The organism is Mycolicibacterium neoaurum (assembly GCF_036946495.1).
GTDB lineage: Bacteria > Actinomycetota > Actinomycetes > Mycobacteriales > Mycobacteriaceae > Mycobacterium > Mycobacterium neoaurum_B.
Map to the genome: position 1 here is coordinate 2148535 of NZ_JAQIIX010000002.1, position 26745 is coordinate 2175279.

Here is a 26745-nt window from a genome sequence, read left to right on the forward strand (position 1 = left end):
GAGCGGGGTTTATCCACAGGCTCTGGGCGGATTCACAGCTGAGGCCGGGCTCTCACGGCGGAATCGGACCCCAGCCTGTGGATGAATCTGTGGAAACTGTGGATAGCAAGGACATTGCTGCCGGGGAATCGATGCGCAGTCGCTCGCCCCGTGCCAGCATGGTCGGCATGTCTGACGGAGATGTGCAGCAGATCGAGGTCGGCCAACTGCCGGCGGAGTTCGGGGCGGACACTGTGTTGCTCGATGTGCGCGAGGATGACGAATGGCAGAGCGGGCATATCGCCGGCGCGCAGCACATCCCGATGGGCGACGTGCCCACGCGGATCGACGAGATCGACCGCGACGCCACCCTCTACGTCATCTGCCACGCGGGCGGGCGCTCGCAGCGAGTGGCCCAATATCTGGCCCGCAACGGGTTCGACCCGATCAATGTCGCCGGTGGCATGTTGTCCTGGGTACAGGCGGGCCGCCCGGTCAACTCGGGGTCGTAGGCTGGTCGCGTGATCCAGGTCTGTGCCCAGTGCGGTACGCGATGGAATGTGCGCGACCGCCAGCGGACGTGGTGTCCGCGCTGTCGCGGCACACTCATGGCGCCCGGATCGGTACCTGCCACTCCGGCGCAGCCGCCACGGCCCTCCGGCCCGGGGAAACTGCCGTCCGGCTACCGCTGGATTGCGGTGCGGCCAGGTGCACCCCCACCACAGCGTCGGCGCCCTCGACCCCTCGGGCCGACTCCGCGGTACGGCACCATCCCGCGGTGGGGTCTCTACGACCGGTTCGATTCTGATGCGGGTGCTTCCGACGCGAACGAAGCTGGTCGTCGCGGCCCGACTCAGAGTGCGGTGCGGCGGGTTGTTGTGACCACGCTGATCTTGCTGGCTGCGGCCGCTGTGCTGCACATGCTGCGATATGCGTTGATGCTCTATAACCGGGGTGCTCTGCTCAACCCGTTCGTCGCGGGCTTCGCCACGTGGGTGCCCGTGGCGGCGAGCGCATTCGCCTTTTTCGGGGTGCTGGCCAGCGCGCTGATCTTGACCAATTGGCTGATCGCGCGGCGGGCAGCGGCTTTCTCCCACCAGGGGGCCGAGGATCCCCGTAGTCCGGGCCGGTTGTGGGTCGGTTGTATGGTTCCGCCGATCAACCTGGTGATGGCTCCGGTGTATGTCGTCGAGCTCGCCCGGCTGGAACGTCGGCGCGGTCTGCGGATCGTCAGTTGGTGGATAACGTGGTTCGTCAGCTACGTCGTATCCATCGCCTCGATCGTCACCACGATCCTCACGGTCTTCTATACCGACGCCCAGCGCATCGCCGACAACACGGTCATCACGACGATCGCCTACCTGGTGGCGCTGGCTACCTTGCTGCTGGTGTGGCAGGTGTATCAGGGCTTCGAGCGCACGCCGGTGGATCGCCCCGCGCATCGCTGGGTCATGGTCGCGGCGGAGCCGCCGAAGTCTTCCGAGACCACCGGGCCTTCGGCCGAATCGGTCCCTGCGGTTGAGGCCGAAGACCGAAACCCGGCAGCATAGCGATATGACCGCGGGTGAGGCAGCCGAAGGCGCGCAGACCGGCCACCCGTTCGTCGTCGCTCATCGCGGTGCGTCTGCGGAGCGTCCCGAGCACACCGTGGCGGCCTACGAGCTGGCGCTGCAGCAGGGCGCCGACGGTGTCGAATGCGATGTACGGCTCACCCGCGACGGGCATCTGGTATGCGTGCATGACCGCCGGGTGGATCGCACCTCCGACGGAACCGGCCTGGTGTCGGAAATGACGCTCGCCCAACTGCGGGAGTTGGATTTCGGTTCCTGGCACACCGGCAACGGCGCTGGTAACGGCGGCGGAGACACCGGTCTGCTGACCTTGGACACGCTGCTGACGCTCGTGCTGGACAGCAAGCGACCGGTGAAGATCTTCGTCGAGACCAAACACCCGGTGCGTTATGGGGCCCTCGTGGAGAGCAAGGTGCTGGCGTTGCTGCATCGGTACGGCATCGCCGCGCCACCTTCGGCAGACCTGGCGCGGGCGGTCGTGATGTCGTTCTCGGCGGCCGCGGTATGGCGGATTCGTCGCGCGGCCCCGATGCTACCGACGGTGTTGCTCGGCGAGACCTCGCGGTTCCTGGGCGGCAGCGCGGCCACCACGGTCGGGGCAACGGCTGTGGGACCGTCCATTGCGACCTTGCGGGAGCATCCCGAACTGGTGGACCGCGCCGCGGCGCAGGGCCGCGCGCTGTACTGCTGGACCGTCGATCATTACGAGGATGTCCGGTACTGCCGGGATTTGGAGGTGGCGTGGGTGGCCACCAACCATCCCGGCCGTACCAAGGACTGGTTGGAGAACGGACTCACCGGCGCCGGCCGGGACTGACCCGCCGGCGGCCGGCAGCGTCAGAGATTGCCGCCGGCGGCCTTCGGCGCGGTCGGGTCGGCAGCAGCGGTGCTCAGCTCGCGGGCCACGAAATCCTCCAGATGGAACAGGTTCGCGCCGGCTCGTTCGGCGATCCGCACGAGGGTGGTCATGGTGGCGACCTCTTCCACCTGTTCCTTGAGGAACCACTGCATGAACTGCTCGCCCAGATAGTCGCCCTCTTCGCGAGCAACGCTGGCCAGCCGGGACACCTGCTCGGTCACGGTCCGCTCTTGCTCCAAGGCCAGGCGCAGGGCCTGGGCCGGGGTTTCGAAGCTGTTGAGGACGGTGTCCACCCCTGGGATCTCGACGTCGACATCGCGGTCGAGCAGGTACTGCACCAGCATCATGGCGTGATTGCGTTCTTCGACGGCTTGTCCGTAGAAGTGCGCGGCGAGCCTCGGCAGGTCGGATCCGTCGAAGTACACGGCGATGGCGACGTACTGCTGCGACGCTGTGAATTCACTGCGGATTTGCTCACGCAGGAGGCTGTTGAACTTGGTCTCGAGTGTGGTTGCGTCGGTCATGATCACCAAGATAGACCAGGTCAGAGGGCGTGTCATCCAAGGTGAACCTTATTCAGGTTAGCCAGCCCTAAGCCATGTGACGCCGATTACATGCTGGAGAAAAAGTTTGCTGGAACCATCATGGGTGGTCGGTGTCGAGCACATCCGCCGGCACTGCGGTGTCGTTGGCCAGCGCCGTGAAAAGCCGTTCGGCCGCCGCACTGTCCCAGACGACGATCGACCCCACATCGCTGGTCGTGTACTCCGCTATCGGCACCGTCGTCGTGGTCGGGTCGTCCTGCAACGCCCAGCCGAGCCGCGCCAGATCCCAGATGTGGCCGCCCTTGTCGACGCTGACGGCGTCGGCAGCCGCGTCGACCATCGGATACCAACGCAACGGGTTGAGCAGCACAGACGGGCTCGTCGCTCGCTTCAGAAGGGCGGACATGAAGGCACGCTGGTTGATCATCCGATCCAGATCGGCACGCGGAGTCGCCCGCGACCGGACGTAACCCAGCGCATTGCGGCCGTCGAGTTCCTGGCACCCCGCGGGCAGGTCGATGCCGGCGAGCGGATCGCTGATCGGTTCGGCCGGACACATCGTCACCCCGCCGACGGCGTCCACCAGTTGGGCGAACCCACCGAAGCCGACCTCGGCGTAATGGTCGAGCCTGATGCCGGTGGCCTGCTCGACGGTCTGCACCAGCAACGGTGCGCCGCCCAGCGCATAGGCGGCATTGAGCTTGTCCTGGCCGTACCCAGGGATGGAGACATAGGAATCCCTCGGCAAGGAGACCAATGTCGGTGAGGCTCCGCCGAACAGTCCGCCGATGTGCAGTAGCAGCACGGTGTCGGTGCGCCCATTGCCGACGTCGCCGCCGGTGGCCAGGTTGTTCTGTTCATCGATTGACAAACCCTGCCTGCTGTCGGATCCGACCAGCAGCCAGGTGGTGCCCCGCCCGGCAGGCGGGCGGCCAGGGTAGTCGGGTAGCGCGTCGATGCGCTGCAGTGCAGAGTCCAGCCAGAGGGCGCCGCCGACCGCGGAGCTGACCAGCACGATCACGATGGCGGCCAGGACCGCGCCCCACCGGCGGGCTCGACGTGGGCGACGGGCTTTCGGGACGAGCGGTGGCGGGGCAGGTGGTCGTGTTGCGGATGGTCGCGGGGCGGGCTGCCTGCGCACCGGTGGAGGTGGCACGGGGCGCTTCGGTGGCGGTGCCGCGCGTGGGGTCGGCGGCGGTGCCGCGCGTGGGGTCGGCGGCGGTGCCGCGCGTGGGGTCGGCGGCGGCATCCGGGGTGGCGTCGCCGGGTTCGGCGGCCACGAGGGCGGCGGTCGGTGCCCCGAACGGCGGCGGATCTCCGGTGCGGGTTCGCGCGGCGACCGGTCGGAGTTCACCCTGCGAATGTAGCGCTCACCGCTGCGATCTCAGCCCAACCAATCCAGCTCGTCGGAGGCCAACGAGTAACCGACGAAGGCCACCGCGTCGATGAGTCCGTGCGCGACGATCAACGGCCACAGCCGCCCGGTTCGCAGCCAGACATAGCCGAACACCAGGCCCATGACGATATTGCCCAGTCCTGCGCTGTACCCCTGGTACAGGTGGTAGGTGCCGCGCAGCAGCGCCGAGATGGCCAGTGCGACGGCGGGTGTGATGCGCAGCTGCCGCAGGCGGGTGATCAGGAATGCCACCACGACGATCTCCTCGGCCCAGCCGTTGGCGAACGCGATGGCCAGCAGCAGCGGGATCCGCCACCAGGTGTCGTTGATCTCGGCGGGTTCGACTGCGGCACTGAGACCCAGTAGCCGGGCGCCGATGTACAGGGCTAGGCCGGGCAGCCCGATCAGCACGGCCAGGCCGAGCCCACCGGTCAGGTCCGGGTGTATCCGAAACTTGCCGAGCCCGATCGAGGCGGGCTCGGATCCGCTGCGCCACAACAGGTACAGGGCCAGAGCGCCCCATGCGACCAGCTGTGCGAACGAGGCGATGTTGAGTCCGAGGTCGATCAGGTCGAACGGTGACCGGCGTTCGTTGAGGGTGACAGTCTGACCGCTCAATCCCAGCAGCGCCGCCTCGATCAGGCGTAGGGACGCGATGTAGGCGCTCAACCCGAAGGTGACCGCCAGCACGACGCCGATCTCGAGGCGGATGGTGCGTGGTGGCAGATGTTCACTCGGCAGGGACGGACCGGTCACCGCGCCAGGCTAGACGGATCAGATGCGGCGTGCGCGCAGCCCGTTGAGGAATGGGCAGCCCATCAGCACCCGGATGGCTTGGCTCAGCCCACTCACGTCATCGACGGGTTTGGCGAATGGCAGGCGCACGTCGTGGTCGCCGGAGGCATCCTCGACGCGCAGCTGCACCCCGTAACGGTCCAGGCCGAGTGGCCGGACCCGGCCGCTGCGCAGCGTGTGCGGTAACCGGTCTGCCAGCCGGTCGACGACGTCGCGGTGTGCCGACTCGAGGTGGCGAAGCCAGCATGATTCGAGCCCGCAGAACGGGTCGGGATCGGCGGCCAGCAGCGCGCCGAGGCCGACGGACTCCGCACCTGTCGAATCGGCCACCACGACCGATTCGATCTCCAGCCGCGCCAGTGCGTAGGGGGTCTCGTCGCCATGACCGCCGGTGCCGGTGTTGACCTGCAGCAGAGCGGGATTGGGGTTCTCGGTGGCGATCACGTCCAGCATCGGTGCGACCTCACCGTCGGGCACCAGGAACATCCGCCCACGAATCCACACCAGCGCACGCACCGGTTCACGCAGCGGCAGGGGCGCGTAATCGGTCATCTCTAGGACGGCCTGGATGCCGGCCGATCCGGCCGAGATGGCCATGCCGGTGATCAGCCCGTTGGCGGGAACCGTGATGGCGAACGACCCGTCGGCGAGCAGGTGGTGCACGGGGGTGGCGATGGGCTCGATGGAGGTGGGCCCGCTGAATCCCTCCACAGCCAGCATTGCCCCGCCGGCCCGTGCGCACGCGCTGCGGATCCGTTCGGCCGTGGTCGGCGCCGTCATCGTCATCTGCCACCTTCCTTAGTGAGGTAAGCCTTACTTAACTACAATTCGCCGGGACTGCGCAAGGTTTTGCTCTCGGCGTAGTGGCCGGCCACTCTCGGCCCGATAGTGTTGGGGCGTGCCACGCATCGCCTACCTCGGGCCGGAGGGGACATTCACCGAGGCGGCCTTGCTCGCGCTGGCCGATTCCGGCGCCGTACCCGGCGATGTCGAGCCGTTGCCCCAGGACAGCCCCGCCGCCGCGTTGCAGGCGGTCCGCGATGGTGTCGCCGACTTCGCCTGTGTGCCGATCGAGAACTCGATCGAGGGTTCGGTGTTGCCGACGCTGGACGGGCTGGCCGCCGGGTCGCCGTTGCAGATCTTCGCCGAACACACGCTCGACGTCGCGTTCAGCATCGTCACCCGGCCCGGCACGACCGTCGAGCAGATCCAGGCCGTTGCCGCCTTTCCGGTGGCGGCGGCCCAGGTGCGCGGTTGGTTGTCCAATGCCTTGCCCGACGCCCACGTCGTGCCAGCCAACTCCAACGCCGCAGCGGCCCGGGATGTTGCCGAAGGTCAGGCCGACGCGGGTGTCAGCACGGCGTTGGCCGCCCGCCGGTACGGGTTGGTCGAACTTGCTGCGGGCGTGGTCGACGAGCCCAATGCCCGGACCCGTTTCGTCCTCGTCGGGCCGGCAGGCCCGCCGCCGGCACGCACCGGCGCAGACCGGACCTCGGTGGTGTTGCGGTTGGACAACGTCCCTGGCGCACTCGTCGCGGCGATGACCGAGCTCTCGGTTCGCGACATAGACTTGACCCGCATCGAATCACGGCCCACCCGAACGGAATTGGGTACCTACAAGTTCTTCTTGGACTGGGTCGGCCACCTCGAGGACGAGGCCGTGGGCGATGCCCTCATGGCATTGCATCGGCGCTGCGCCGAGGTGCGGTTCCTGGGATCATGGCCCACCGGCGCGGCGGTCGGCGCATTGCCTCCGCAGGCGGACGAAGCGGGCCGTTGGTTGGCACAACTTCGGACGGGAGGATCGGTATGACCGGGCGCCTGGTGCTGGTGCGGCACGGCCAGTCCCACGGAAACGTCGAGCGCCGACTGGACACCCGCCCGCCCGGGGCCGCGTTGACCGAACTCGGCCATCAGCAGGCGCGCACATTCGGCCAGAGCTGGTCACACCCGGTGGGAATGGTGGCGCACTCGGTGGCGACCAGGGCACGCGAGACCGCGGCCGGCATCGCCGCCGGACTCGTACTGCCCACGCATCAGCTCGACGGCATCCACGAGGTGCAGGTCGGCGACCTGGAGAACCGCAACGATGATGCCGCGATCGACGCCTTCGAGGCCGTCTACCGGCGCTGGCATGGCGGGGACCTCGATGTTCCGGTGCCGGGGGGAGAGACCGGACAACAGGTGCTGGACCGGATGGTGCCGGTGCTCACCGAGCTGCGGCTGCGCCACCTCGACGACCGGCGCTGGACCCGCGACATCGTGGTGGTCAGCCATGGCGCCGCGATCCGACTGGTGGCGGCGACTCTGGCCGGGGTCGATCCCACCTTCGCGTTAGAGAATCACCTGAGCAACACCGAATGCGTGGTGCTCAGCCCCATCACCGACGGCCGCTGGAGTTGCGTGCAGTGGGGTGCGGCGACGCCGCCGTTCACCGCGGCGGCACAGCCGGACAATCAGACAGCCGAGGCCGACGCGGGCCCGATGGGCTGAGCTGCCCGGTCCTCGACACATTCGCAACCGACGGCGAAACAGTCGATGGTGAACGTGTGCGCCACTTCCGGGCTGCGGCAATCCGGTTCCGTGCATTCCGGGCGGAGGCCGATGTGCACGATCACGGTGCCGTGGCAATGCTCATGTTCTGCTTCGCAGTCACGACAGATCCCGCTCATCTGACCAGTCTCCCACCACCCACCGACAGTGGGCGGTTCCCACGCTAGCCCCAGCCCAATTCGTGCAGTCGCTCGTCGTCGATCCCGAAGTGGTGAGCCAATTCGTGGACCACCGTGATGGCCACCTCCTCGACCACCTCGTCCTCAGAGGCGCACATCTCCAACAGCGCATCGCGATAGATCGTGATGGCATCGGGCAGGGCGCCGGCATAGGTCGAGTCGCGTTCGGTCAGTGCGATGCCCTCGTAGAGGCCGAGCAGATCGGGTTCCTCGGGGTGGCGCCCTTCGACCAGGAAAACGACATTGTTGGCCGCCCTTGCCAGATCGGCGGGGATCAGGTCGAGCGCATCGGAGACGAGTTCCTCGAAGCGCCGAGCGCTCATCGTTACCGGCACGCGGTCAGGGAACCGGTGGTCCGGGCGGCGGGCCGACTGCGGGAGCCGGCACGACGGGCGGAGGTACGGCACCGTCGACCGGCGCGCCGGGTGGTGGCGGCGCCGGTGCGGGCACCGGGGGACCGTTGAGGAAGGTGTTCCCACCCGCGGGTGTCTCCGTCGCCGGAGGCTGGGTGGCCTCCTGGGTCTGCTGCCCGGGTAGGTGCTCGTTGGACTGCGTCTGGTCCGTGCTCGACCCACTGCCCGACCCACTGCTCGATCCACTGGAGCTGCTGCCGCTGTCACTCTGGTCGTAGGTGATCTGTGACGAGGTATCCACCGGTGGCATCGGGATGGCCGGGATGCTCAGCCGCTCGTCGGGGATGTCCGGCGGCGGGACCGGGGGCCTGCCGTTGATCATCAGGGGGCCCTTGGCGCTGTTGAGCAATGTCGACCAGCCGCCGTTGCCCAGCGTCGCGCCGATGCTGCAGGACACCTGCCTGCTGCCCGCCGACCAACTCGGTAACGCGATGGTGCTGTAGACCAGCGTCAGTGTGGTCGTGCGCAGTTCCAGGGGTGCCAGGTATGCCTCGGTGACCCGCGCGCAGTTGTCCTTCACGAAGGTGTCCTGATCGGCCTCGGCAGGCAGGCCCTGCGGGAAGTTGTCGGCCAGGTTCACCGATCCGGTGACCTCGAGGGAGTGCGGACCCGCGCAGTCGACCGGGATATCGGTGGGCTGGTTGGTCGCCGGATCGATGCCGAGGCAGGTGCCTGCGGGCCACACCTTGGATTGATCGATATCGGCGACCTTGCCCTGGAACGCCTGTTGCTGGTTGTTCGCACCGGGCAGCTGCAGGCCGCACAGCATGCGTCGCTCACCGGCCTGGCGCCAGGCCTTCTCGCCGGACCACAGCAGGCTGACGGTGAACCGTCCGTTCGGGTCGAAGCGATCACCGAGATAACGCTGCACCGCGCTCTGGCATTGCTCCTGGCTGATCTGCTGGATGCGGGCCGGCGACGGGGGTGCGGCGTCCGGCCCGTACTCGGTGCCCGGGAAGGTGCGCATGTCGACCGACTCCGCTACCTCGAAGCGATGCTCGGTGGTGCAGTCGACGATCTGGGCGGCATCGGGGGTGCGCTCGGGCCAGTTCAGGCAGTCGCCACCCTTGGCTTTCTCGAACGTGCTGTTACTGCGTAGGCCCAGAGCGCCGGTGCCGGTGTTCAGCCCCGCCAGCCAGCCACCGGCGGCGGTGTCGGGAAGAACCGTGATGACGCCGGCGATCATCAGCCCGCCGAGTGCGGTGAGCAGTAGCGCCCGGCGCGTCGGACTCAGCGGGTTGCTCAGCGACAGCGCGCGACGCCACCGGGAATCCGGTTTCGACGAGGGGTGGGCCTCGGTCGGAAACGGTTCCGCGGCGGCGGGTTCGTCCTCGGGTGGGTGCGACATCGCCTCCCATTGTGACAGGCGTGTCACGATGTGTGACAAGTGATGCAGTTGTAATGTTATGTGGTTGTGGCCCGCGCTTTCTGGCCTCGTATGGCGCAAGTAGGGTTACCGCCGTGATCGACCTCAAGCTGCTCCGTGACGACCCCGAGCGGGTCCGTGCCTCACAGCGTGCGCGCGGTGAGGACCCGGGCCTGGTGGACGCGCTGCTGGCCGCGGATGTCGCCCGGCGTGCGGCGGTCTCCACCGCCGACACCCTGCGCGCCGATCAGAAGGTGGCCAGCAAGTCGGTCGGCAAGGCCTCTCCGGAGGAACGGCCCGCGCTGCTGGCCCGCGCCAAGGAGCTGGCCGACGAGGTCAAAGCAGCCGAGGCCGCCCAGGCCGAAGCGGAGGCGGCGTTCACCGCGGCGCACATGGCGGTGTCGAACATCATCGTCGACGGTGTGCCCGCCGGGGGCGAGGACGATTTCGTTGTCCTCGACACCGTGGGTACGCCGGTCGAGATCGACAACCCTCGCGATCACCTCGAGCTGGGTGAGGCGCTCGGGCTGATCGACATGGAACGCGGTGCCAAGGTCTCGGGCTCGCGGTTCTACTTCCTGACCGGCCGGGGCGCCCTCCTGCAGCTGGGTCTGCTGCAGTTGGCTGTTCGGTTGGCCACCGAGAACGGTTTCACCCTGATGATCCCGCCGGTGCTGGTGCGCCCGGAGGTCATGGCCGGCACCGGGTTCCTGGGCTCACACGCCGACGAGATCTACCACCTCGACGACGATGACCTCTACCTCGTCGGCACCTCGGAGGTGCCGTTGGCCGGGTATCACAGCGACGAGATCCTGGACCTCGCCGACGGGCCCAAGCGCTACGCCGGTTGGTCGTCGTGCTTCCGCCGGGAAGCCGGTAGTTATGGCAAGGACACCCGGGGCATCATCCGGGTGCACCAGTTCGACAAGGTCGAGGCGTTCGTCTACTGCCGCCCAGAGGACGCCGAAGCCGAGCATCAGCGGCTGTTGGGCTGGCAGCGCGAGATGCTGGCGGCCATCGAGGTGCCCTACCGTGTGATCGACGTTGCCGCCGGCGACCTCGGTTCGTCTGCGGCGCGCAAATACGACTGTGAGGCATGGGTTCCCACCCAGAGCACCTACCGCGAGCTGACCTCGACGTCGAACTGTTCGACCTTCCAGGCCCGCCGGTTGTCGACCCGCTACCGCGACGAGAACGGCAAACCGCAGACGGCGGCGACCCTGAACGGCACACTGGCGACCACGCGCTGGTTGGTGGCGATCCTGGAGAACCATCAGCAGGCCGATGGCAGCGTCCGGGTCCCCGCGGCGCTGGTGCCCTACGTAGGTGCGGAGGTACTGACACCGTGATCGACATCGATATCGAGGAGCTGCGCACGTGGTTCGGCTTCGGGGTGGCAGGCAACTTCGCCGGGCATCTCGAACAGGCGGGCGAGGCAGTCGATTTTGCGAATGTGCAGAGTCACGGTGGGGCGCCCAAGGGCATCTTCCCGTGGTACGCGCCGGGTGTCGACGGTTTCCTCGGCGAGTTCCCCCTCTCACACGATTCCATCGCGCTGCCGGCCAGCGACGAACCGCTGAACCTGCAGATCGAGCCGGAGGTGGGCCTGGCCTGCCGGGTGCACTGGAACGGTGACACCGTCGCCAGGCTGGAACCCTTCGCGCTCGGTGCCTTCAACGATTGCTCGATCCGTCGTCCGGGTGCCCGCAAGATCAGCGACAAGAAGAACTGGGGTCCGGCGTCCAAGGGCGTGGCGCGCCGGTTCTACGACATCAGTGACCTCACCCCCGACGGGCCGACGGCGACTCTGCGGTTGGTGTGTTTCCTGCGCGGCACCGACGGTCAGGAGCGGGAGTACGGCGTAGACAGCCCGTTGCTGGGCTACTCCTACTACGGTGAGGTCCTGCTGGACTGGATCACCGAGCGGCTGGCCAACCAGAAAGGTTCCGAGGACACTCCGCTGGAGGATGTCGGCGCGCTCATGGTGGCCTCCGGGCATCCCGAGAATGTGTTGATCGGTATCGGGGCCACCAAGTACACCGCCCTTGGCGAATCGACGTACCTGACCGCTGGCGACCAGGCCGTGGTGCGCGTCTACGACACCGCCTCCGACGCCGTATCCGAACTGCGCCAGACGGTTTCGGGCTAGACAGCGGTGGTCACCCAGCCGGCTGCGCCCAAAGTGGTCGAGCTGTGGCGTTTTCCGGTCAAGTCGATGGGCGGCTGCCGAGTCGATCGGGTGGCCGTCGACGCGCGCGGCGTGCACGGTGACCGGTTATGGGCCGTCCGCGATGTGGACAAGGGTGTGACGGCCTCGGCGCGGCGCATCCCGGCGCTGTTGGGTTGCACCGCACGGTATCTCGCCGAACCTGACGAGCACGCCGGCCCGGGTCGCGTCCCTGCGGTGGTTATCACCTTTCCCGACGGTCGCGAGCTGACAAGCGATGACCCGGGTATCGATGCGGCGCTCTCGGAGTTGGTGGGCCGGGATGTTCGGTTGACCGCCCTTCCCCCGGTCGGGGACACCAGCGCGCACCGGATGAAGGTGTCCGATTCGCTGGACAACTATCGCCCCGAACAGGTGCGCAGGGATTTCGGACTCGCCGACGGTGAACCGTTGCCGGACACCTCGGTGTTCCCGGCCAAGGACATCATCACCCTGGCCCGGTACTCCACGCCGCCGGGAACCTTCGTCGACCTCGCACCGCTGCATCTGATGAGCACGGCCAGCCTGCGGTACCTCACCGGCACCATGCTCGACGTGCGCCGGTTCCGGCCGAACGTATTGATCGACATCGCCGACGACAATCGAGAGTTTCCCGAATCTGATTGGTTGGCAGCCGAATTGGGTATCGGATCGGCGCGGCTTCGGGTGAGCATACCGACGATCCGATGTGTCGTGCCGACCCGGCCCCAGCCCGGTATCGAGCTCGACAAGAGCATCACCCGGGCGCTGGCCGAACGCACCGACCGATTCCTCGGGGTGTACATCGACGTGCTGACCCCCGGTGTGCTGACTGTCGGCGACGAGGTGCACGTGCGACCCGCCGATCCGCCCACCGCGCTGCGGCGGGCGGCCACGAGCGTCACCCGGTCGGCGACCCGCGCTGCGCAGTGGTTGCTGGAGCAGGCGGTGATGCGGGCGCGCTAGCCGCCGAGCAGTTCGTCGAGGACGCTGACGAACTCGCTGGGGCGCAACGGCGTGAACGCTGGCGCGGGTTGGGTGCCCGGTACATCCAGGACCACCAACGTGGACTTGATGGGGCGCCAGATGTCCAGCGGCATCCACCGGCGCGGATCTGTGCTTCCCCAGATCCGGAAGCGCTCGGTGATCAGGCCGAGGGATTCGGCGCGGTAGGAGCGCACGGCCCGCAGCGGGATCACCTTCGCGGTCCCCGACGGAAAGTGGTAGCGCCGCAAGGTGATCGCCAGGCGATCCAGCAGCACCATGCCGTCGTCATAGACCGGTGATACCGGCTGCGGCGCACTCATAATCGCGAGGTTCGCAGCTGATGGCCCTTGGCGGTCAGGCAGCGGCCGCTTTCCAGGTTCCACTGCCAGCCGTGCAGATTGCAGGTCAGCGTGTTGCCCTCGACCACCCCGAACTTGGACAGATCGGCTTTCAGGTGCGGGCAGCGCCGCTGGATCTCCCAGCCCGCCAGGGTCGTCGAGGCGCTGTCATCGTGTGCCTCGGCGAACCAACCGTCGGCGTAGGCGATGCGCTCATCGGTGAGGCATTTGAAGAATGTGTACAGATATTCGTTGTATCCGCCGACCCGCCAGGCCCGGAACCGGGTGGACAGGAAGATGGTGTTCACCCAGTCCGGTTCGTTGTCGCGGACCACGGTGCGCACCAGTTCCGGTGCGATCGCGAACCCGTAGCGGAACTTCTCGTCGGGAATCGGTTCGCGCACAGCGCGCTTGGGGAAATCGAGCACCACGGTCTCGGGCCCGAGCTTCAATTCCACCGGATAGCCGATCCCGTCGCAGATCTGATCGGAAGCCAGCATGATCGGCTCGAACAGCGCGCGCAACGGTTCCAGCAGGGGTTCGCCATCGGCCGGCGCCCAGGATGCCTTCTCGGCCGCGAGAACGGGAGCCTGACGCCGGGCATAGGCCTCGATGTAGTCGGCCTTGCCGGTGGTGAACACCGACTCCGGATCGTCGATCGGATGCGTCAACGAATTCAGTTCCGAGCCGGTGAAATCGGCTGTCGAACCGGGAACCATCAGCAGGCCGCCGTTGTGACCGTGGCTCGTCAGCTGGTCCAGGAAGACCATCTGGTCGGGGAAGATGTTGGCGGGGTCACCGTGGTCATCGTTGAGATCGCGCAGTTCCGCATCCAGGAAGCACGGCGGTCCGGCCGAAGGGACCACCCAGCTGGCTCCCACCTGTGCGATGTACTGGCGGCAACGATCCATCTGCCGCTGTCGTTTCTGGACGCCGAAGGCCTCCTTGGCGCGCGCGGGCATGTCGTAGACCATCGGGTACCAGATGGCTCCGGAGTACTGCAGCATATGCACGTCGATATGACCGAATTCGGACACCAGGACATCCAGGTCGATGGGCCGGGCGTCGTTCATGTTGAACGCGGTCGTGGTGCCGTCGGAGACCACCAGCCCGGAGTCGCCGATCGGGCCGTCGGCGGGTGCCCGCAGCGCAATGATCATCACGTCGAGGTCACCCTTGGGGCCGCTGATGCGGTGCTTGACCGAGTCGGTGGTCTCGAAGAAAGTATGAAAGCCCAGCGCTTCCAGCTCGCGGCGCAGATCCGGTACCGGGTAGTCGGGGAGCAACACGGTGGCGTCCTTGTTGACGTGCGTGCGCAGCAGGGCCGGGTCGAAGTGGTCCTTGTGCAGGTGGCTGACATAGAGATAGTCGCAGTCGCCGAGGGCGTCCCAGTCCAGGCCGGAGTTGTCCGGGAAGGGGAACCACGAGGCGAAGTAGGCGGGGTTGACCCAGGGGTCGCACAGGATGCTGCCTGCCTCCGTCTCGATCCGGAAACCGGCGTGTCCGATGCTTGTGACCTGCACGTATAGCCCCTTCGGTGGTCTGTTGCCCGATGTCGAGTTTACCGCCAGCGCGGATGCTCTTCCGCGTCGGCGCACAGCGAGTGGCTACGCTTACTCCCGTGGAGCCGGTATACGGAACTGTCATTCAAGCCGCCCGCCTGGTGTGGCGGTTGCAGGGCTTGAAGTTCACTGTCACCGGGGTGGAGAACCTGCCGGTCACCGGTGGTGCGGTGATCGCGGTCAACCACACCAGCTACTTCGATTTCACCTTCGCCGGTTTGCCCGCCTACAAACAGGGGCGCGGCCGGAAGGTTCGTTTCATGGCCAAGAAAGAGGTCTTCGATCACAAGATCGGCGGACCCATCATGCGCAAGCTGCGCCATATCGAAGTAGACAGGGGCAGCGGGGCCGACTCCTTCACGGCGGCCTGTGCGGCGCTGCGGGCCGGCGAGCTGGTGGGTGTGTACCCGGAGGCCACCATCAGCCGCAGCTTCGAGATCAAGGCGCTGAAGTCCGGTGCGGCCCGGATGGCCATCGACGCCGATGTGCCGATCATCCCGCACATCGTCTGGGGAGCCCAGCGCATCTGGACCAAGGGGCATCCCAAGAACATGCGCAGACCCAAGGTGCCGATCTCGGTCGCGGTGGGGGAGCCGATCTATCCGACGTTGCCGCCGACCGAGCTCACGGCGTTGTTGCGCCACCGCATGCAACATCTGCTCGAGCAGGTTCAGGACGACTACGGTCCGCATCCTGCCGGCGAGTTCTGGGTGCCGCATCGACTGGGCGGCGGCGCCCCGACCTTGGCCGAGGCCGACCGGATGGACATGGAGGAGGCGGCCGAGAAGGCCGCGCGGCGCGCGGCGCAGCAGCCCGGTGAGGCGCCGGGATAGACGCATCCATGGAACCGGTCTTTCGAAGTCTGGAGATCGCCGGCCGAACCGCGGTACGTGTCACCGGAACCCGGATCACCTTCCTCGGACTTGAACACATCCCCTCGGCCGGCGGTGCCGTGGTGTCCATCAACCACACCAGCTATGTCGATTTCCTGCCGGCGGCGTTGGCCGCGACGGCGCGGAACCGCCGGATACGCTTCATGATCAAGGCGGAGATGAAAGAGGTGCGCTTCGTCAACTTCCTCATCACCCACGCCGGGACCATTCCGGTCGATCGGATGGCCGGCGGCGAGTCCTATCCATCGGCCGTGCAACGGTTACGCGAGGGCGAGTTGGTGGGGGTGTACCCAGAGGCGACCATCAGCAGGAGCTTCGAACTCAAGGAATTCAAGACCGGCGCGGCCCGGATGGCGTGGGAGGCGCAGGTGCCCATCATCCCACTGATCGTCTGGGGCGCGCATCGAATCTGGACCAAGGGGCATCCGAAAGCCTTGGGCCGCAACAATATTCCCATAACGGTGCAGGCCGGCCCGGCGTTGGCGGCCGGGCCGGATACCGAAAAGACGATGACCGATCTGAGGACGACGATGACGACCATGCTGCACCGAATCCAACAGGACTACCCGCATCCGGCCGGTGCGCACTGGGTGCCTCGGCGGCTCGGCGGTGCCGCGCCGACCCTCGCCGAGGCAAGCACACTGGATGCGGTGGAGCGGACTCAGCGCCGGTCGCGGTGCCGGTGATGCTGCCCGCCCTGATCGCCACCGATGTCGACGGCACGCTGCTCGACCAGCACGAACGAGTGACCCCCCGAACCGCCGCCGCGGTTCGGGCGGCGGTGGATGCCGGTGTGCAGTTCGTGCTGGCCACAGGCCGACCGCCGCGCTGGATCCCACCGGTCGTCGAGCAACTCGGTTTCGCGCCGATGGCGGTGTGCGCCAACGGTGCGGTGATCTACGACCCGGCCACCGATCGCATCGTGTCGGCGCGCACGCTGTCGGTGGAGGCGTTGGCGCGGCTGGCAGATATCGCGGCAAGGGTGATCCCCGGTGCCGGTCTGGCCGTCGAGCGGGTGGGTCGCAGCGCTCACGATGCGGCAACCCCGCAGTTCGTCAGCTCACCCGGTTACGAGCACGCCTGGTTGAACCCGGACAACACCGAGGTATCGCTGGAGGATCTGCTCAGCGCGCCCGCGGTCAAGCTGCTGATCCGCAAGGCCGGTGCGCAGTCCGGGGACATGGCCGAGGCGTTGGCACCACATATCGGCAGCGAGGGCGATCTGACGTACTCGACGAACAACGGCCTCATCGAGGTGCTTCCGAGCGGTCTGAGCAAGGCCACCGGGGTCGCCGAGGTGGCCGGCCCGCTGGGGATCACAGCGGGCGACATCATCACCTTCGGGGATATGCCCAACGACATCCCGATGTTGCAATGGGCCGGCCTCGGGGTGGCGATGGGTAACGCTCATCCGGAGGCCAAGGCGGCAGCAGACGAGGTCACCACCCCCAACACCGAGGACGGATTGGCCCGCGTCCTGGAACGCTGGTGGTTATAACTTCCCGGCGCTGATCGGGGTGAATCGCTCCAGCTGGACCGGCGAATGCTCGGCAGCCGGAACCTCGTGGGCCACACCGTCGATGACCCTGGTGACGGTGCCGTGCTCGCGGTCGAAGTTCAGCGTCCCGTGTTGGAAGTTCTGTTTGATCCACAGCGGTTCCTCGATCTCACCGCTGGTCGGCAAGCCCAGCGCGCCGCGCTCGAATCCCAGTGTGCCCCAAGCGTCGTAGATGGCTCCGGTGACCGGTTGGGCGCCCGATTCGGGCGACCAGTACATGGCCCCGTGGTCGAAGGTGGCGTAACGGGCGGTTCCGAAGCCCGAGGATTCCGGTGAGGTCGGCATGCCCAGTGGCCCCTTCTCGCTGCCCTCGGACTGCCACTTTGCGAAGATGGCGCCACCGCGGAGGGAGTCGACCAGATCCTGTTGTCCCGGTGGGGCATTGAAGCGCGCCGCGATATCCCGCAGCAAACCCATCTGGGCGTAGGCGGCGGCGCCGGGACATTCGGTGTTGCCTACGTCTCGGTGGGTGAAGATGGTGGGCAGGGTCGGGGTCGCCCCGCGTGGGAACAGGGTGAAGCTGCCGCCCGCAGAGGTCAGCGCGACGGTGCCACGCGGGTCCACCCGATCCAGGCCCAGACGCCAGCCGAGCAACCGCCCGGTGGTGCGCAGCTGGATCGGCGTCGGCGGTTCGGCGTTGAAGTCGCCGATCATCGCAACACCCCAGGTGTCGGTGTTGAATCCGCCGGTGTGCGCGCCCTGCACCGCGCGGTCCATCCCGCCGGCGCGCCCCTCGAAGACCTGCCCGTACCTGTCGACCAGCGCGTTGTAGGCCATATCGCACCAGCCGAGCGTGCGGGCGTGGTACTCGTAGATCGACCGCACGATCGCGGCGGAATCCTCCGGTGTGTAGTCATTGCTGCCCGCGGTGTGGTGCACCACCCCGGCGCGGATACCGCGATCGTAGATGGGTGCGCCGCAACGCAGCGACTCGTCGGCACCCCACTGCGCCCGAGAAATGATCTGCGGCGCCTGGCCCGGCACGGTGACCGCCGCGGGCGGGGGGATCTGGATATCTACCGGCGCCTCGGGCGGGCTGATGAGGACCGCGTTGACGTTCTGCGGCAGCGGATGAGCGACATTGGCCGGGATGTAGCCCAGGTCCGCGCTCGGTTTCGGCTCCGGCGCGGGGGTGTGGGTCACCGCGATCTGGACCGCATTGGTACGGCCGACGAACACCGGTTCGGTGCCATGGGTGGCCTGGGCTTCGGGGCCGATACCGTCGAGGGCCTCGGCGGTGTACCAGGGGCCCCAGCTCCCGTCGGCGCGTTGCGCCCGGACTCGTGCGCTGGTGCCTTCGAGGTCCTCGGCGGTCAATGCCACCAGCGAAAACGGGGTGTCCTGCCGGATCTCGCGGATCGTCTCGCCGGTACCCAGATCGCGGAGTGGTTGCTGGGTGATGGCTGTCGCCGAGTTATGGGCGGACGTATCGTCACCGGGCAGGCCGCTGATGGCCCACGGCAGGATCGCGACCGTGCCGAGCACTGCGGACAGCAGTAGCGACGGTGTTGGACGGCGACGCGGCACAAGCAGATGTTACGTATGTGCTTGGTGTTACCAGTGTTGCGACACGCCTGCACATAACGGCACCGCAGAGCCGATGCTGGCTTCTGCGGTGCCGTCAGGTGACGGGCTCTGCGGGCGGTTACGCTCCGGCGGCCGAGGCTGCGGCGGCGGCCGCACCCGTGGCGGCCTCTGCCGCGCCGAGTGCGGGTGCTGCGGCGGCCGGGGCGGCTGCCGCGGCGGGAGCCGCAGCCGGGGCCGCACTCTTGACAGCCGACATGATCGCGGGCATCACCATGCCTTTGAGCAGGTCGATCGCCTGCCCGGCGCCGAGCTGTTCGGCGGCGCTGTTGATGGTGCCCAGCAGTCCGCCGCTACCGGGCGCGGCCATCGGTGCCGCCAGTGACGGCTCGGCCCCGAGGATCGGGTAGGTACCCGCCATCGGATCCAGGCCGATCGGCGCGGCGATCGGGATCTCACCCGGCAGGCCCACGCCGCCGAGACCCGGGTCGGTCAGGCCCACCGGGCTGGTCAGACCGGGAGCGGTCAACGAGGTCGGTGACAGGGCGCCCGGTGACAGCGATGGTCCGGCAGCGCCGACCGGCGGAATGCTCAGGCCGGGTGTGCTGAGCTCCGGCGTCGTCAACCCGGGCGTCGTGAGCCCCGGCGTCGTCAACCCTGGCGTGGTGAGCTCAGGAGTGGTCAGGCCCGGCGTGGTCAGCCCGGGGGTCGTCAACCCTGGCGTGGTGAGCTCGGGGGTGGTCAGACCGGGCGTGGTGAGTCCCGGCGAGGTGAGCCCCGGTGAGGTCAGACCGGGCGAGGTGAGCCCCGGGGACGTCAGACCGGGCGAGGTCAGCGTCGGGCTCGCCGCCGATGCGCCGGACAGCAGACCGGTCGGGAGCGGGGGCATGTTGACGCCGAACTGCGAGAGTCCCTGCGACAGTGCCGAGAACAGCTCCATCGGAAGGTCGGTGATCATCGCGGCGTGCACGAACTCGCGATGCTGCGGTTCCTTCGCCTCGGACATCTCGGATACGGCGGCAATGGCAACTGGACTTGCGACGGCCAGGGCGGCGACTGCGCTCATGGCTGTCGAGAGCTTGCGTCGACGTCGGTTCGGCACGGAAGTCTCCTCAATACATGGACTACGTGTGTTTTTCGGGTGCTGCTCGGGTGACACGGTTGGCGTTGCGACGGTTCTCGTGCCCCGGTAACCGCCGAGCTGCCAACGCGTTTGATGGTACTGCTGTGACTAGTGGGTCTAGAGTGACGATGCGGAATCGTGAGCGAATCGCGACCTGCTGTTCGACCGGGCACGTCACACGTTTCGGGTCGGCGGGCACCGGTCGGATACCCTTGCTGCCGATGACCGATCAATCTCCTGGCCTGGCCTCCGACCGCTTTGACCTCATCATCGTGGGATCCGGATTCTTCGGCCTGACGATCGCCGAGCGCGCGGCCACTCAGCTCGGCAAGCGCGTGCTCGTCGTCGAGCGACGTTCCCATATAGGAGGTAACGCGTACTCGGAGGCGGACCCCGCCACCGGTATCGAGATCCACCGCTACGGCGCGCACCTCTTCCACACGTCCAACAAGCGGGTGTGGGACTACGTACGCAACTTCACCGACTTCACGGGCTATCAGCACCGGGTGTTCGCGCTGCACGCGGGCCAGGCCTATCAGTTTCCGATGGGCCTCGGTCTGGTGTCGCAGTTCTTCGGGCGTTACTTCAGCCCCGACGAGGCCCGCGCGCTGATCAAAGAGCAGGCCGCCGAGATCGATACCGCCGATGCGCAGAACCTGGAAGAGAAGGCCATCTCGCTGATCGGCCGCCCGCTCTACGAGGCCTTCGTCAAGCACTACACGGCCAAGCAGTGGCAGACCGACCCCGCCGAGCTGCCCGCCGCCATCATCAACCGCCTCCCGGTGCGCTACAACTTCGACAACCGGTACTTCAACGACACCTATGAGGGTCTGCCGGTCGACGGTTACACCGCCTGGCTGCAGAACATGGCGGCCGATGAGCGTATCGAGGTGCGCCTGGACACCGACTGGTTCGACGTGCGCGAGCAGCTCAGAGCGCAGAGCCCGGACGCCCCGGTGGTCTACACCGGACCGCTGGACCGCTACTTCGACTACGTGGACGGCCGTCTCGGCTGGCGCACGCTGGATTTCGAGACCGAGGTGCTCGACTGCGGCGACTTCCAGGGCACACCCGTCATGAACTACAACGACGCCGACGTGCCGTTCACCCGCATCCACGAGTTCCGGCACTTCCATCCCGAGCGGGATTACCCGACCGACAAGACGGTGATCATGCGGGAGTTCTCCCGGTTCGCCGAGCACGATGACGAGCCCTACTACCCGATCAACACCGACGCCGACCGGCGTCTGCTGGCCGGTTACCGGGAGCGCGCCAAGGCCGAGACAGCGTCCGCCAATGTGCTCTTCGGCGGACGGCTGGGGACCTATCAGTACCTCGACATGCACATGGCGATCGCCAGCGCCCTCAACATGTACGACAACATTCTGGCACCGCACCTGCGCGATGGTGCTGCGCTGAACGCCAACGACGAAGGCAGCAACCCAACATGAGCGACATCCCATCCGGAGCACTGGACTCGACCGAGTCGCGGGCGGTGAGCCTGCTGTCGCGGATCATCCTGCCGCGACCCGGCGAGCCCCTCGACGTCCGCAAGCTCTATATCGAGGAATCCGAGACCAACGCCCGGCGTGCGCACGCGCCGACCCGCACCACACTGGAGATCGGCGCCGAGTCGGAGGTGTCGTTTGCCACCTATTTCAACGCTTTCCCGGCCAGCTACTGGCGGCGTTGGTCGATTCTGGAGTCGGTGGTGCTTCGCGTCGAACTGACCGGCACCGCCCGCATCGACGTCTACCGGTCCAAGTCCACCGGCGCCCGGATCACCGTCGGCGGAACCGAGGCCTCCAGCGTCGGTGACACCCCCGCGATCGTCGAGTTCGAGGTCGAACTCGCCCCGTTCGAGGACGGCGGGTGGATCTGGTTCGACATCACCACCGACACCGCCGTCACGGTGCACAGCGGCGGCTGGTACGCCCCGATGCAGGCACCCGGCCGCGCCGATGTGGCGATCGGTATCCCGACCTTCAACCGGCCGGCCGACTGTGTCAGCGCGCTGGCCGCGCTGACATCGGATCCGTTGGTCGACAAGGTGATCAGTAAGGTCATCGTGTCCGATCAGGGCAACAACAAGGCCAAGGACCACCCGGGTTTCGAGGCGGCCGCGGCCGCCCTCGGGGACCGCTTGATGATTCGCTACCAACCCAACCTCGGTGGGTCCGGGGGCTACAGCCGGGTCATGTACGAGGCTCTGCACAACACCGACTGCGAGCAGATCCTGTTCATGGACGACGATATCCGCGTCGAACCGGATTCGATCTTGCGTGCGCTGGCATTCAACCGGTTCGCCAAAGTGCCGACCCTGGTCGGTGGCCAGATGCTCAACCTGCAGGAGCCCAGCCATCTGCACGTCATGGGTGAGATGGTCGACTCCGAGAATTTCATGTGGACCGGTGCGATCAACACCGAGTACGACCACAACTTCGCCAAGTACCCGCTGAACTCCGAGGAGCACGAGCGCAGCCGGATGCTGCACCGCCGCATCGACGTCGACTACAACGGTTGGTGGATGTGCATGATCCCGCGCCAGGTGGCCAAGGAACTGGGCCAGCCGCTGCCGCTGTTCATCAAGTGGGACGACTCGGAGTACGGACTGCGCGCGGGCGAACACGGCTACCCGACGGTCACGCTGCCGGGCGCGGCCATCTGGCACATGGCCTGGAGCGACAAGGATGATGCCATCGACTGGCAGGCCTACTTCCACCTGCGCAACCGGCTGGTGGTCGCGGCCCTGCACTGGGACGGCAAGATCGGCGGGCTGATCAGGAGCCACTTCAAGGCGACCATGAAACACCTTCTGTGCCTCGAATATTCGACTGTCGCCATCCAGAACAAGGCAATGGACGACTTCTTGGCCGGGCCCGATCACATCTTCTCGATCCTGGAGTCCGCGCTGCCCGATGTCCGCGCCATGCGAAAGCAGTTCCCCGACGCCGTGGTGTTGCCCAGCGCCACCGCGCTGCCTGCCCCGTCGGACAAGAAGTGGCGCAAGAAGGTCGCCATTCCGACCAACCCGCTGTCCATCGCGTCCCGGTTGACACGCGGTGTGGCCCATCAGCTCTCGCCGCACGACCCGGCACACCACGTGCGGCCACAGATCAACGTCGCCACCCAGGACGCGCGGTGGTTCTCGCTGTGCACGGTCGACGGGGTCACCGTGACCACCGCCGACGGCCGCGGGGTGGTATACCGGCAACGCGACCGGGAAAAGATGTTCGGGCTGCTGCGCGAGTCGCTCAAACGACAACTGCTGCTGGCCCGTAAGTTCGACAAGATGCGCAAGGTGTACCGCGCCGCGCAGCCCGAGCTCACCAGCCCTCGCCGCTGGGAGGCCGTCCTGAACCAGTCGGCGCTGGAGCGGGCCTGACGTGGCTGCGGATCTGGCGCCGGAAGAGGCGGCACTCGTCGCGGTTCAGTCCGCGTTGGCCGGTCGGCCCGGGGTACTGACGACCGCGCGAACCCTTTCGCACTTCGGTGAGCACAGCGCGGGCTGGGTCGGGGTCTCCCTGCTGGGCGCGATGCTGCAGCCGCGGCGCCGTCGCGCCTGGCTCACCGCGGGAATCGGTGCCTTCGCCGCGCACGCGGCTGCAGTGGTGATCAAGCGGGTGGTCAAGCGCAAACGCCCGCATCATCCGGCGATCGCGGTCAATGTCGGCACCCCGAGCAAGCTGAGCTTCCCCTCGGCACACGCCACGTCGACCACTGCCGCGGCCATCCTGCTGGGGCGCGTCACCGGGCTCCCGCTGCCCTGGCTGCTGATTCCGCCGATGGCGCTGTCGCGTCTGGTCCTCGGCGTGCACTACCCGACCGACGTGTTGACCGGTGTTGTGGTCGGCACGGCGGTCGCCAGAACCGTGGACGCCGTCGCGGACCGCACGGCGGGCCGAAAGGATTCAGGACTGTGAGCGAAGAACCGCACCCGACTCACGCGCCGCCGAAGAACCTGGCGACGGGAATCGTCAAGGCGCTGCGGCCGCGTCAGTGGGTGAAGAACGTCCTGGTGTTCGCCGCCCCGGTGGCCGCGCTCGGTGACGATCGCTTCGTCGTCGACGATTACCGCGCGGTCCTGGTCAAGGTGCTGGTGGCCTTCGTGGTGTTCAGTCTGGCCGCCTCGTCGGTGTACCTGGTCAACGACGCACGCGATGTGGAGGCCGACCGGGCCCATCCCACCAAGCGGTTCCGGCCGATTGCCGCCGGCGTGGTTCCCGAATCCCTGGCCTACGCCTTGGCTGTCGTACTCGGGGTGGCCGCCCTGGTCATCTCCTGGCTGGTCTCACCCAACCTGGCCGTGGTGATCGGCGTCTACATCGTCATCCAGCTTGCCTACTGTTTCGGCCTCAAACACCAGCCGGTCATCGATATCTGCATCGTGTCCTCCGGCTTCCTCATCCGCGCCATCGCAGGCGGTGTCGCCGCGGGAATCCAACTCTCCCAATGGTTCCTACTCGTCATGGCCTTCGGTTCGCTGTTCATGGCGGCCGGAAAGCGTTACGCGGAGCTGCAACTGGCCGAGCGCACCGGGGCCAAGATCCGCAAGTCGCTGGAGAGCTACACCAGCGGCTACCTGCGCTTCGTGTGGACGCTGGCCGCCACCGCGGTGGTGCTCTGCTACGCGCTGTTCGCCTTCGAGCGCGACGGCGGTTCGGCATCGTGGTGGGCCATCTCGATCATCCCGTTCACCATCGCGATCCTGCGCTATGCGGTCGACATCGACGGCGGGCACGCCGGCGAGCCCGAGGAGATCGCCCTGGGAGACCGGGTGCTGCAGGTGCTCGCCCTGGCCTTGATCGGTACCGTCGGTGCGGCTGCCTACTTCAGTTGATCGGCTCGCCGAGGCGACCGCCGCACGTCTGAGCAACAGGCCGGTCGTGCGCTACACCGTCCCCGTTCGGGTCAGCCTCTGGCTGTCGGTGCTGGTGGTCGCCGTGCTCTTCTTCTGGGGTGCCTGGCAGCGCCGCTGGATGGCCGATGACGGTCTGATCGTGCTGCGCACGGTGCGCAATCTGTTGGCGGGCAACGGGCCGGTCTTCAATGTCGGTGAGCGTGTCGAATCGAACACCTCCACTTTGTGGACCTACCTGATCACCGCGACGAGTTGGGTCGCGGGTCCGGTGCGATTGGAGTACGTCGCACTGGCGCTCGCGCTGGGACTGAGTGTGGCCGGTGTGGTGCTGGTGATGCTGGGTACCGCCCGGTTGTACGCACCGCTGCTCGCCGGTCGCCGAGCGGTGCTGCTGCCCGCCGGCGTGCTCGTCTACATCGCGGTCCCACCGGCACGGGATTTCGCGTCATCGGGCCTGGAAAACGGTCTGGTGCTGGCCTATATCGGCCTGTTGTGGTGGCTGCTGGTGCGCTGGTCGCAGGCTCGCGCTCACACCGGAGCCGGCCTGACCGCGGCGCTGGCCTTCGTCGCGGGGCTGAGCGTGCTGGTCCGCCCGGAACTGGCGCTGGTCGGCGGTGTCGCGTTGGTGATGATGGTGCTGGCTGCCCCCGGCCGCGGTCGACGGCTGCTGATCATCGGGGCGGGCGGCGCGCTACCGGTGGCCTACCAGATCTTCCGGATGGGCTACTACGGACTGTTGGTACCCCAGACCGCGGTTGCCAAGGACGCCTCCGGCGCCAAGTGGAGCCAGGGCCTGCTCTACCTCGGCAACTTCAACGCGCCCTACCTGCTGTGGATCCCACTGGTGCTGCTGGTCGCGCTCGCGGTGGTCCTGGTTCTGCTGGTCCGTGACCGGGCACCGCAACAGCCGACCGAACCGACCGGATCCCGGCTGGCGAGGATTGTCCAGAATCCCACCGCCGCGGTGGTTTTCGTGGTCGTCAGCGGCGTCGTCCAGGCGGTCTACTGGGTGCGCCAAGGCGGCGACTTCATGCACGGCCGCGTCCTGCTGACCGCGCTGTTCCTGATACTGACACCGGTGGCGGTGGTTCCGATCACGGTGCCGGAGCGCGCCGGGGCTGCGCGGCGCACGGTGTATCTGCTCACCGGTTCAGCAAGCCTGCTGTGGGTCGGGGTCGCGGGATGGGCACTGTGGGCGGCGAATTCGCCGGGCATGGGTGCCGATGCCACCCGCGTCACCTACTCCGGGATCGTCGATGAGCGCCGGTTCTACGCGCAGGCCACCGGACACGCTCACCCGCTGACCGCAGCGGATTACCTGGATTACCCCCGGATGCGCGCAGTGCTCGTGGCGCTGCGCAACACCCCCGACGGCGCACTGCTGCTGCCCTCGGGCAATTACGATGTCTGGGACGTCGTCCCGGCCATTCCGCCACCACCTGACAAGCCACGTCCGCCGGGCCAAACCGGGCCGCATACAGTCTTTTTCACCAATATGGGCATGCTCGGGATGAATGTCGGTCTCGACGTGCGGGTGATCGATCAGATCGGCCTGACCAATCCGTTGGCCGCCCACACCGAGCGCTTGGAGGATGCCCGGATCGGGCACGACAAGAACCTCTTCCCGGACTGGGCGGTGGCCGAGGGGCCCTTCCTCAAACAGCGCCCCTACATACCGCAGTACCTCGACGAGGATTGGATCGCTCAGGCGGAGGTCGCCCTGAGGTGTCCCGATACCGAGGCGATCCTGACTTCCGTGCGCGGACCGATGGGGCCGCGTCGGTTCCTGTCCAACTTCTTCCACGCAATGGAGTTCGGCAGCTATCGCATCGACCGCGTCCCGCTCTACGAGCTGTACCGCTGCAAGCTGGATGCACCTCCACCGAAGACGCCGATCTACACCGGATTGCCCGCCACCGGACCGTGACCCAGCTAACAAGGGTTTTGCAGCTGCGGTAACGCCGCGGTTATGTTGGGCCGATACATGAGCGTGGCCCGTAATGCCCGCAACGCGCCACCACCTGGTGACTCGGTGGGTGGCGTCACCGCTGAGATGGA

The 26745-nt window shown here is 67.2% G+C and carries 27 protein-coding genes; 16 read left to right on the plus strand and 11 right to left on the minus strand.

What is annotated here, in order from left to right; translation table 11 throughout:
• Positions 1-167 precede the first annotated feature (167 nt).
• The 3 genes from PGN27_RS15650 (at position 168) to PGN27_RS15660 (ending at position 2367) form a co-directional block, all read left to right on the plus strand.
• Positions 168-491 (plus strand): rhodanese-like domain-containing protein, encoded by a 324-nt coding sequence (locus PGN27_RS15650; RefSeq protein ID WP_335326942.1) that lies wholly within the window; start codon positions 168-170, stop codon positions 489-491.
• A 366-nt stretch (positions 492-857) separates the two neighbouring features.
• Positions 858-1529 (plus strand): DUF4328 domain-containing protein, encoded by a 672-nt coding sequence (locus tag PGN27_RS15655; protein ID WP_335326943.1) that lies wholly within the window; start codon positions 858-860, stop codon positions 1527-1529.
• 4 nt (positions 1530-1533) lie between these two features.
• Positions 1534-2367 (plus strand): glycerophosphodiester phosphodiesterase, encoded by an 834-nt coding sequence (locus PGN27_RS15660; RefSeq protein ID WP_335326944.1) that lies wholly within the window; start codon positions 1534-1536, stop codon positions 2365-2367.
• 20 nt (positions 2368-2387) lie between these two features.
• On the opposite strand, the gene PGN27_RS15665 is transcribed toward PGN27_RS15660, so the two are convergent.
• The 4 genes from PGN27_RS15665 to PGN27_RS15680 all read right to left on the minus strand — a co-directional run bounded on the left by PGN27_RS15665 (position 2388) and on the right by PGN27_RS15680 (position 5931).
• Complete coding sequence (locus tag PGN27_RS15665; protein WP_335326945.1) at positions 2388-2933, minus strand: ferritin; 546 nt, start codon at positions 2931-2933, stop codon at positions 2388-2390.
• A gap of 118 nt (positions 2934-3051) precedes the next feature.
• On the minus strand, positions 3052-4308 hold the full coding sequence (locus tag PGN27_RS15670; protein ID WP_418888604.1) for an LCP family protein: 1257 nt from the start codon (positions 4306-4308) through the stop codon (positions 3052-3054).
• A 30-nt stretch (positions 4309-4338) separates the two neighbouring features.
• Positions 4339-5106, minus strand: coding sequence for a CPBP family intramembrane glutamic endopeptidase (locus PGN27_RS15675; RefSeq protein WP_335326946.1), 768 nt, complete (start codon positions 5104-5106; stop codon positions 4339-4341).
• An 18-nt stretch (positions 5107-5124) separates the two neighbouring features.
• Positions 5125-5931 (minus strand): DUF2470 domain-containing protein, encoded by an 807-nt coding sequence (locus tag PGN27_RS15680; protein WP_335326947.1) that lies wholly within the window; start codon positions 5929-5931, stop codon positions 5125-5127.
• A gap of 112 nt (positions 5932-6043) precedes the next feature.
• On the opposite strand from PGN27_RS15680, the gene pheA reads away from it, so the two are divergent.
• A complete protein-coding gene (gene pheA, locus PGN27_RS15685) occupies positions 6044-6958 on the plus strand; it encodes a prephenate dehydratase (protein ID WP_335326948.1) in 915 nt (304 codons plus the stop codon).
• Positions 6955-7638 carry a histidine phosphatase family protein gene (locus tag PGN27_RS15690; RefSeq protein ID WP_335326949.1) on the plus strand — a complete coding sequence of 228 codons (684 nt, stop codon included), beginning with the start codon at positions 6955-6957 and terminating at the stop codon, positions 7636-7638. The genes pheA and PGN27_RS15690 overlap by 4 nt, the downstream gene beginning before the upstream one ends.
• On the opposite strand, the gene PGN27_RS15695 is transcribed toward PGN27_RS15690, so the two are convergent.
• From PGN27_RS15695 to PGN27_RS15705, 3 genes are read right to left on the minus strand one after another with little or no spacing between them, the layout of a single operon-like run.
• Entirely contained in the window at positions 7602-7817 is a 216-nt protein-coding gene (locus PGN27_RS15695; protein ID WP_335326950.1) for a hypothetical protein, read from the minus strand. The two genes, PGN27_RS15690 and PGN27_RS15695, sit on opposite strands and share 37 nt — an antisense overlap.
• A 44-nt stretch (positions 7818-7861) precedes the next feature.
• The gene (locus PGN27_RS15700) at positions 7862-8212 is read right to left on the minus strand and encodes a metallopeptidase family protein (protein WP_030137430.1); all 351 of its coding nucleotides are present in this window, start codon (positions 8210-8212) and stop codon (positions 7862-7864) included.
• Between the two features lie 4 nt (positions 8213-8216).
• On the minus strand, positions 8217-9638 hold the full coding sequence (locus PGN27_RS15705) for a septum formation family protein (RefSeq protein WP_335326951.1): 1422 nt from the start codon (positions 9636-9638) through the stop codon (positions 8217-8219).
• Between the two features lie 113 nt (positions 9639-9751).
• Here PGN27_RS15705 and serS point away from each other — a divergent pair, with 113 nt between their 5' ends.
• The 3 genes from serS to PGN27_RS15720 are packed head-to-tail and all read left to right on the plus strand — an operon-like array spanning position 9752 to position 12807.
• Positions 9752-11005 carry a serine--tRNA ligase gene (gene serS, locus PGN27_RS15710; RefSeq protein WP_335326952.1) on the plus strand — a complete coding sequence of 418 codons (1254 nt, stop codon included), beginning with the start codon at positions 9752-9754 and terminating at the stop codon, positions 11003-11005.
• Positions 11002-11805 (plus strand): DUF5718 family protein, encoded by an 804-nt coding sequence (locus PGN27_RS15715; protein ID WP_335326953.1) that lies wholly within the window; start codon positions 11002-11004, stop codon positions 11803-11805. The genes serS and PGN27_RS15715 overlap by 4 nt, the downstream gene beginning before the upstream one ends.
• 6 nt (positions 11806-11811) lie before the next feature.
• Positions 11812-12807 carry an MOSC domain-containing protein gene (locus PGN27_RS15720; RefSeq protein ID WP_335326954.1) on the plus strand — a complete coding sequence of 332 codons (996 nt, stop codon included), beginning with the start codon at positions 11812-11814 and terminating at the stop codon, positions 12805-12807.
• Here PGN27_RS15720 and PGN27_RS15725 read toward each other — a convergent pair.
• The gene (locus PGN27_RS15725) at positions 12804-13148 is read right to left on the minus strand and encodes a hypothetical protein (RefSeq protein ID WP_335326955.1); all 345 of its coding nucleotides are present in this window, start codon (positions 13146-13148) and stop codon (positions 12804-12806) included. The genes PGN27_RS15720 and PGN27_RS15725 overlap by 4 nt on opposite strands.
• On the minus strand, positions 13145-14689 hold the full coding sequence (locus PGN27_RS15730; protein ID WP_335326956.1) for a Rieske 2Fe-2S domain-containing protein: 1545 nt from the start codon (positions 14687-14689) through the stop codon (positions 13145-13147). Before PGN27_RS15730 ends, PGN27_RS15725 begins: the two co-directional genes overlap by 4 nt.
• A gap of 98 nt (positions 14690-14787) precedes the next feature.
• On the opposite strand from PGN27_RS15730, the gene PGN27_RS15735 reads away from it, so the two are divergent.
• From PGN27_RS15735 to PGN27_RS15745, 3 genes are read left to right on the plus strand one after another with little or no spacing between them, the layout of a single operon-like run.
• Positions 14788-15561 (plus strand): lysophospholipid acyltransferase family protein, encoded by a 774-nt coding sequence (locus PGN27_RS15735; protein ID WP_335326957.1) that lies wholly within the window; start codon positions 14788-14790, stop codon positions 15559-15561.
• An 8-nt stretch (positions 15562-15569) separates the two neighbouring features.
• Complete coding sequence (locus PGN27_RS15740) at positions 15570-16307, plus strand: lysophospholipid acyltransferase family protein (RefSeq protein WP_335326958.1); 738 nt, start codon at positions 15570-15572, stop codon at positions 16305-16307.
• A complete protein-coding gene (locus PGN27_RS15745; protein WP_335326959.1) occupies positions 16307-17119 on the plus strand; it encodes an HAD family hydrolase in 813 nt (270 codons plus the stop codon). Before PGN27_RS15740 ends, PGN27_RS15745 begins: the two co-directional genes overlap by 1 nt.
• On the opposite strand, the gene PGN27_RS15750 is transcribed toward PGN27_RS15745, so the two are convergent.
• Positions 17114-18706 (minus strand): N-acetylmuramoyl-L-alanine amidase, encoded by a 1593-nt coding sequence (locus PGN27_RS15750; protein WP_335326960.1) that lies wholly within the window; start codon positions 18704-18706, stop codon positions 17114-17116. The genes PGN27_RS15745 and PGN27_RS15750 overlap by 6 nt on opposite strands.
• Positions 18707-19374: 668 nt before the next feature.
• Positions 19375-19716, minus strand: coding sequence for a pentapeptide repeat-containing protein (locus PGN27_RS25765; RefSeq protein ID WP_472850859.1), 342 nt, complete (start codon positions 19714-19716; stop codon positions 19375-19377).
• Between the two features lie 331 nt (positions 19717-20047).
• On the opposite strand from PGN27_RS25765, the gene glf reads away from it, so the two are divergent.
• Genes glf through aftB form a run of 5 tightly spaced genes read left to right on the plus strand, consistent with a single transcriptional unit; the run spans position 20048 to position 26614 of the window.
• Positions 20048-21277, plus strand: coding sequence for a UDP-galactopyranose mutase (gene glf, locus PGN27_RS15760; RefSeq protein ID WP_335326962.1), 1230 nt, complete (start codon positions 20048-20050; stop codon positions 21275-21277).
• A complete protein-coding gene (locus PGN27_RS15765; RefSeq protein ID WP_335326963.1) occupies positions 21274-23211 on the plus strand; it encodes a glycosyltransferase in 1938 nt (645 codons plus the stop codon). The genes glf and PGN27_RS15765 overlap by 4 nt, the downstream gene beginning before the upstream one ends.
• A 1-nt stretch (position 23212) precedes the next feature.
• The gene (locus PGN27_RS15770) at positions 23213-23749 is read left to right on the plus strand and encodes a phosphatase PAP2 family protein (protein WP_335326964.1); all 537 of its coding nucleotides are present in this window, start codon (positions 23213-23215) and stop codon (positions 23747-23749) included.
• On the plus strand, positions 23746-24666 hold the full coding sequence (locus tag PGN27_RS15775; RefSeq protein WP_335326965.1) for a decaprenyl-phosphate phosphoribosyltransferase: 921 nt from the start codon (positions 23746-23748) through the stop codon (positions 24664-24666). Before PGN27_RS15770 ends, PGN27_RS15775 begins: the two co-directional genes overlap by 4 nt.
• Positions 24667-24712: 46 nt before the next feature.
• A complete protein-coding gene (gene aftB / locus PGN27_RS15780) occupies positions 24713-26614 on the plus strand; it encodes a terminal beta-(1->2)-arabinofuranosyltransferase (protein WP_335326966.1) in 1902 nt (633 codons plus the stop codon).
• Positions 26615-26745: the final 131 nt, after the last annotated feature.

What these genes read in the sequence shown, in the direction of transcription:
- PGN27_RS15695 (WP_335326950.1), bottom strand. Translation starts at nt 7,817, where the DNA reads ATGAGCGGGATCTGTCGTGACTGCGAAGCAGAACATGAGCATTGCCAC.
- PGN27_RS15680 (WP_335326947.1), bottom strand. Translation starts at nt 5,931, where the DNA reads ATGACGATGACGGCGCCGACCACGGCCGAACGGATCCGCAGCGCGTGC.
- PGN27_RS15650 (WP_335326942.1), top strand. Translation starts at nt 168, where the DNA reads ATGTCTGACGGAGATGTGCAGCAGATCGAGGTCGGCCAACTGCCGGCG.
- PGN27_RS15725 (WP_335326955.1), bottom strand. Translation starts at nt 13,148, where the DNA reads ATGAGTGCGCCGCAGCCGGTATCACCGGTCTATGACGACGGCATGGTG.
- PGN27_RS15665 (WP_335326945.1), bottom strand. Translation starts at nt 2,933, where the DNA reads ATGACCGACGCAACCACACTCGAGACCAAGTTCAACAGCCTCCTGCGT.
- PGN27_RS15745 (WP_335326959.1), top strand. Translation starts at nt 16,307, where the DNA reads ATGCTGCCCGCCCTGATCGCCACCGATGTCGACGGCACGCTGCTCGAC.
- PGN27_RS15660 (WP_335326944.1), top strand. Translation starts at nt 1,534, where the DNA reads ATGACCGCGGGTGAGGCAGCCGAAGGCGCGCAGACCGGCCACCCGTTC.
- glf (WP_335326962.1), top strand. Translation starts at nt 20,048, where the DNA reads ATGACCGATCAATCTCCTGGCCTGGCCTCCGACCGCTTTGACCTCATC.
- PGN27_RS15740 (WP_335326958.1), top strand. Translation starts at nt 15,570, where the DNA reads ATGGAACCGGTCTTTCGAAGTCTGGAGATCGCCGGCCGAACCGCGGTA.
- PGN27_RS15690 (WP_335326949.1), top strand. Translation starts at nt 6,955, where the DNA reads ATGACCGGGCGCCTGGTGCTGGTGCGGCACGGCCAGTCCCACGGAAAC.
- PGN27_RS15765 (WP_335326963.1), top strand. Translation starts at nt 21,274, where the DNA reads ATGAGCGACATCCCATCCGGAGCACTGGACTCGACCGAGTCGCGGGCG.
- PGN27_RS15705 (WP_335326951.1), bottom strand. Translation starts at nt 9,638, where the DNA reads ATGTCGCACCCACCCGAGGACGAACCCGCCGCCGCGGAACCGTTTCCG.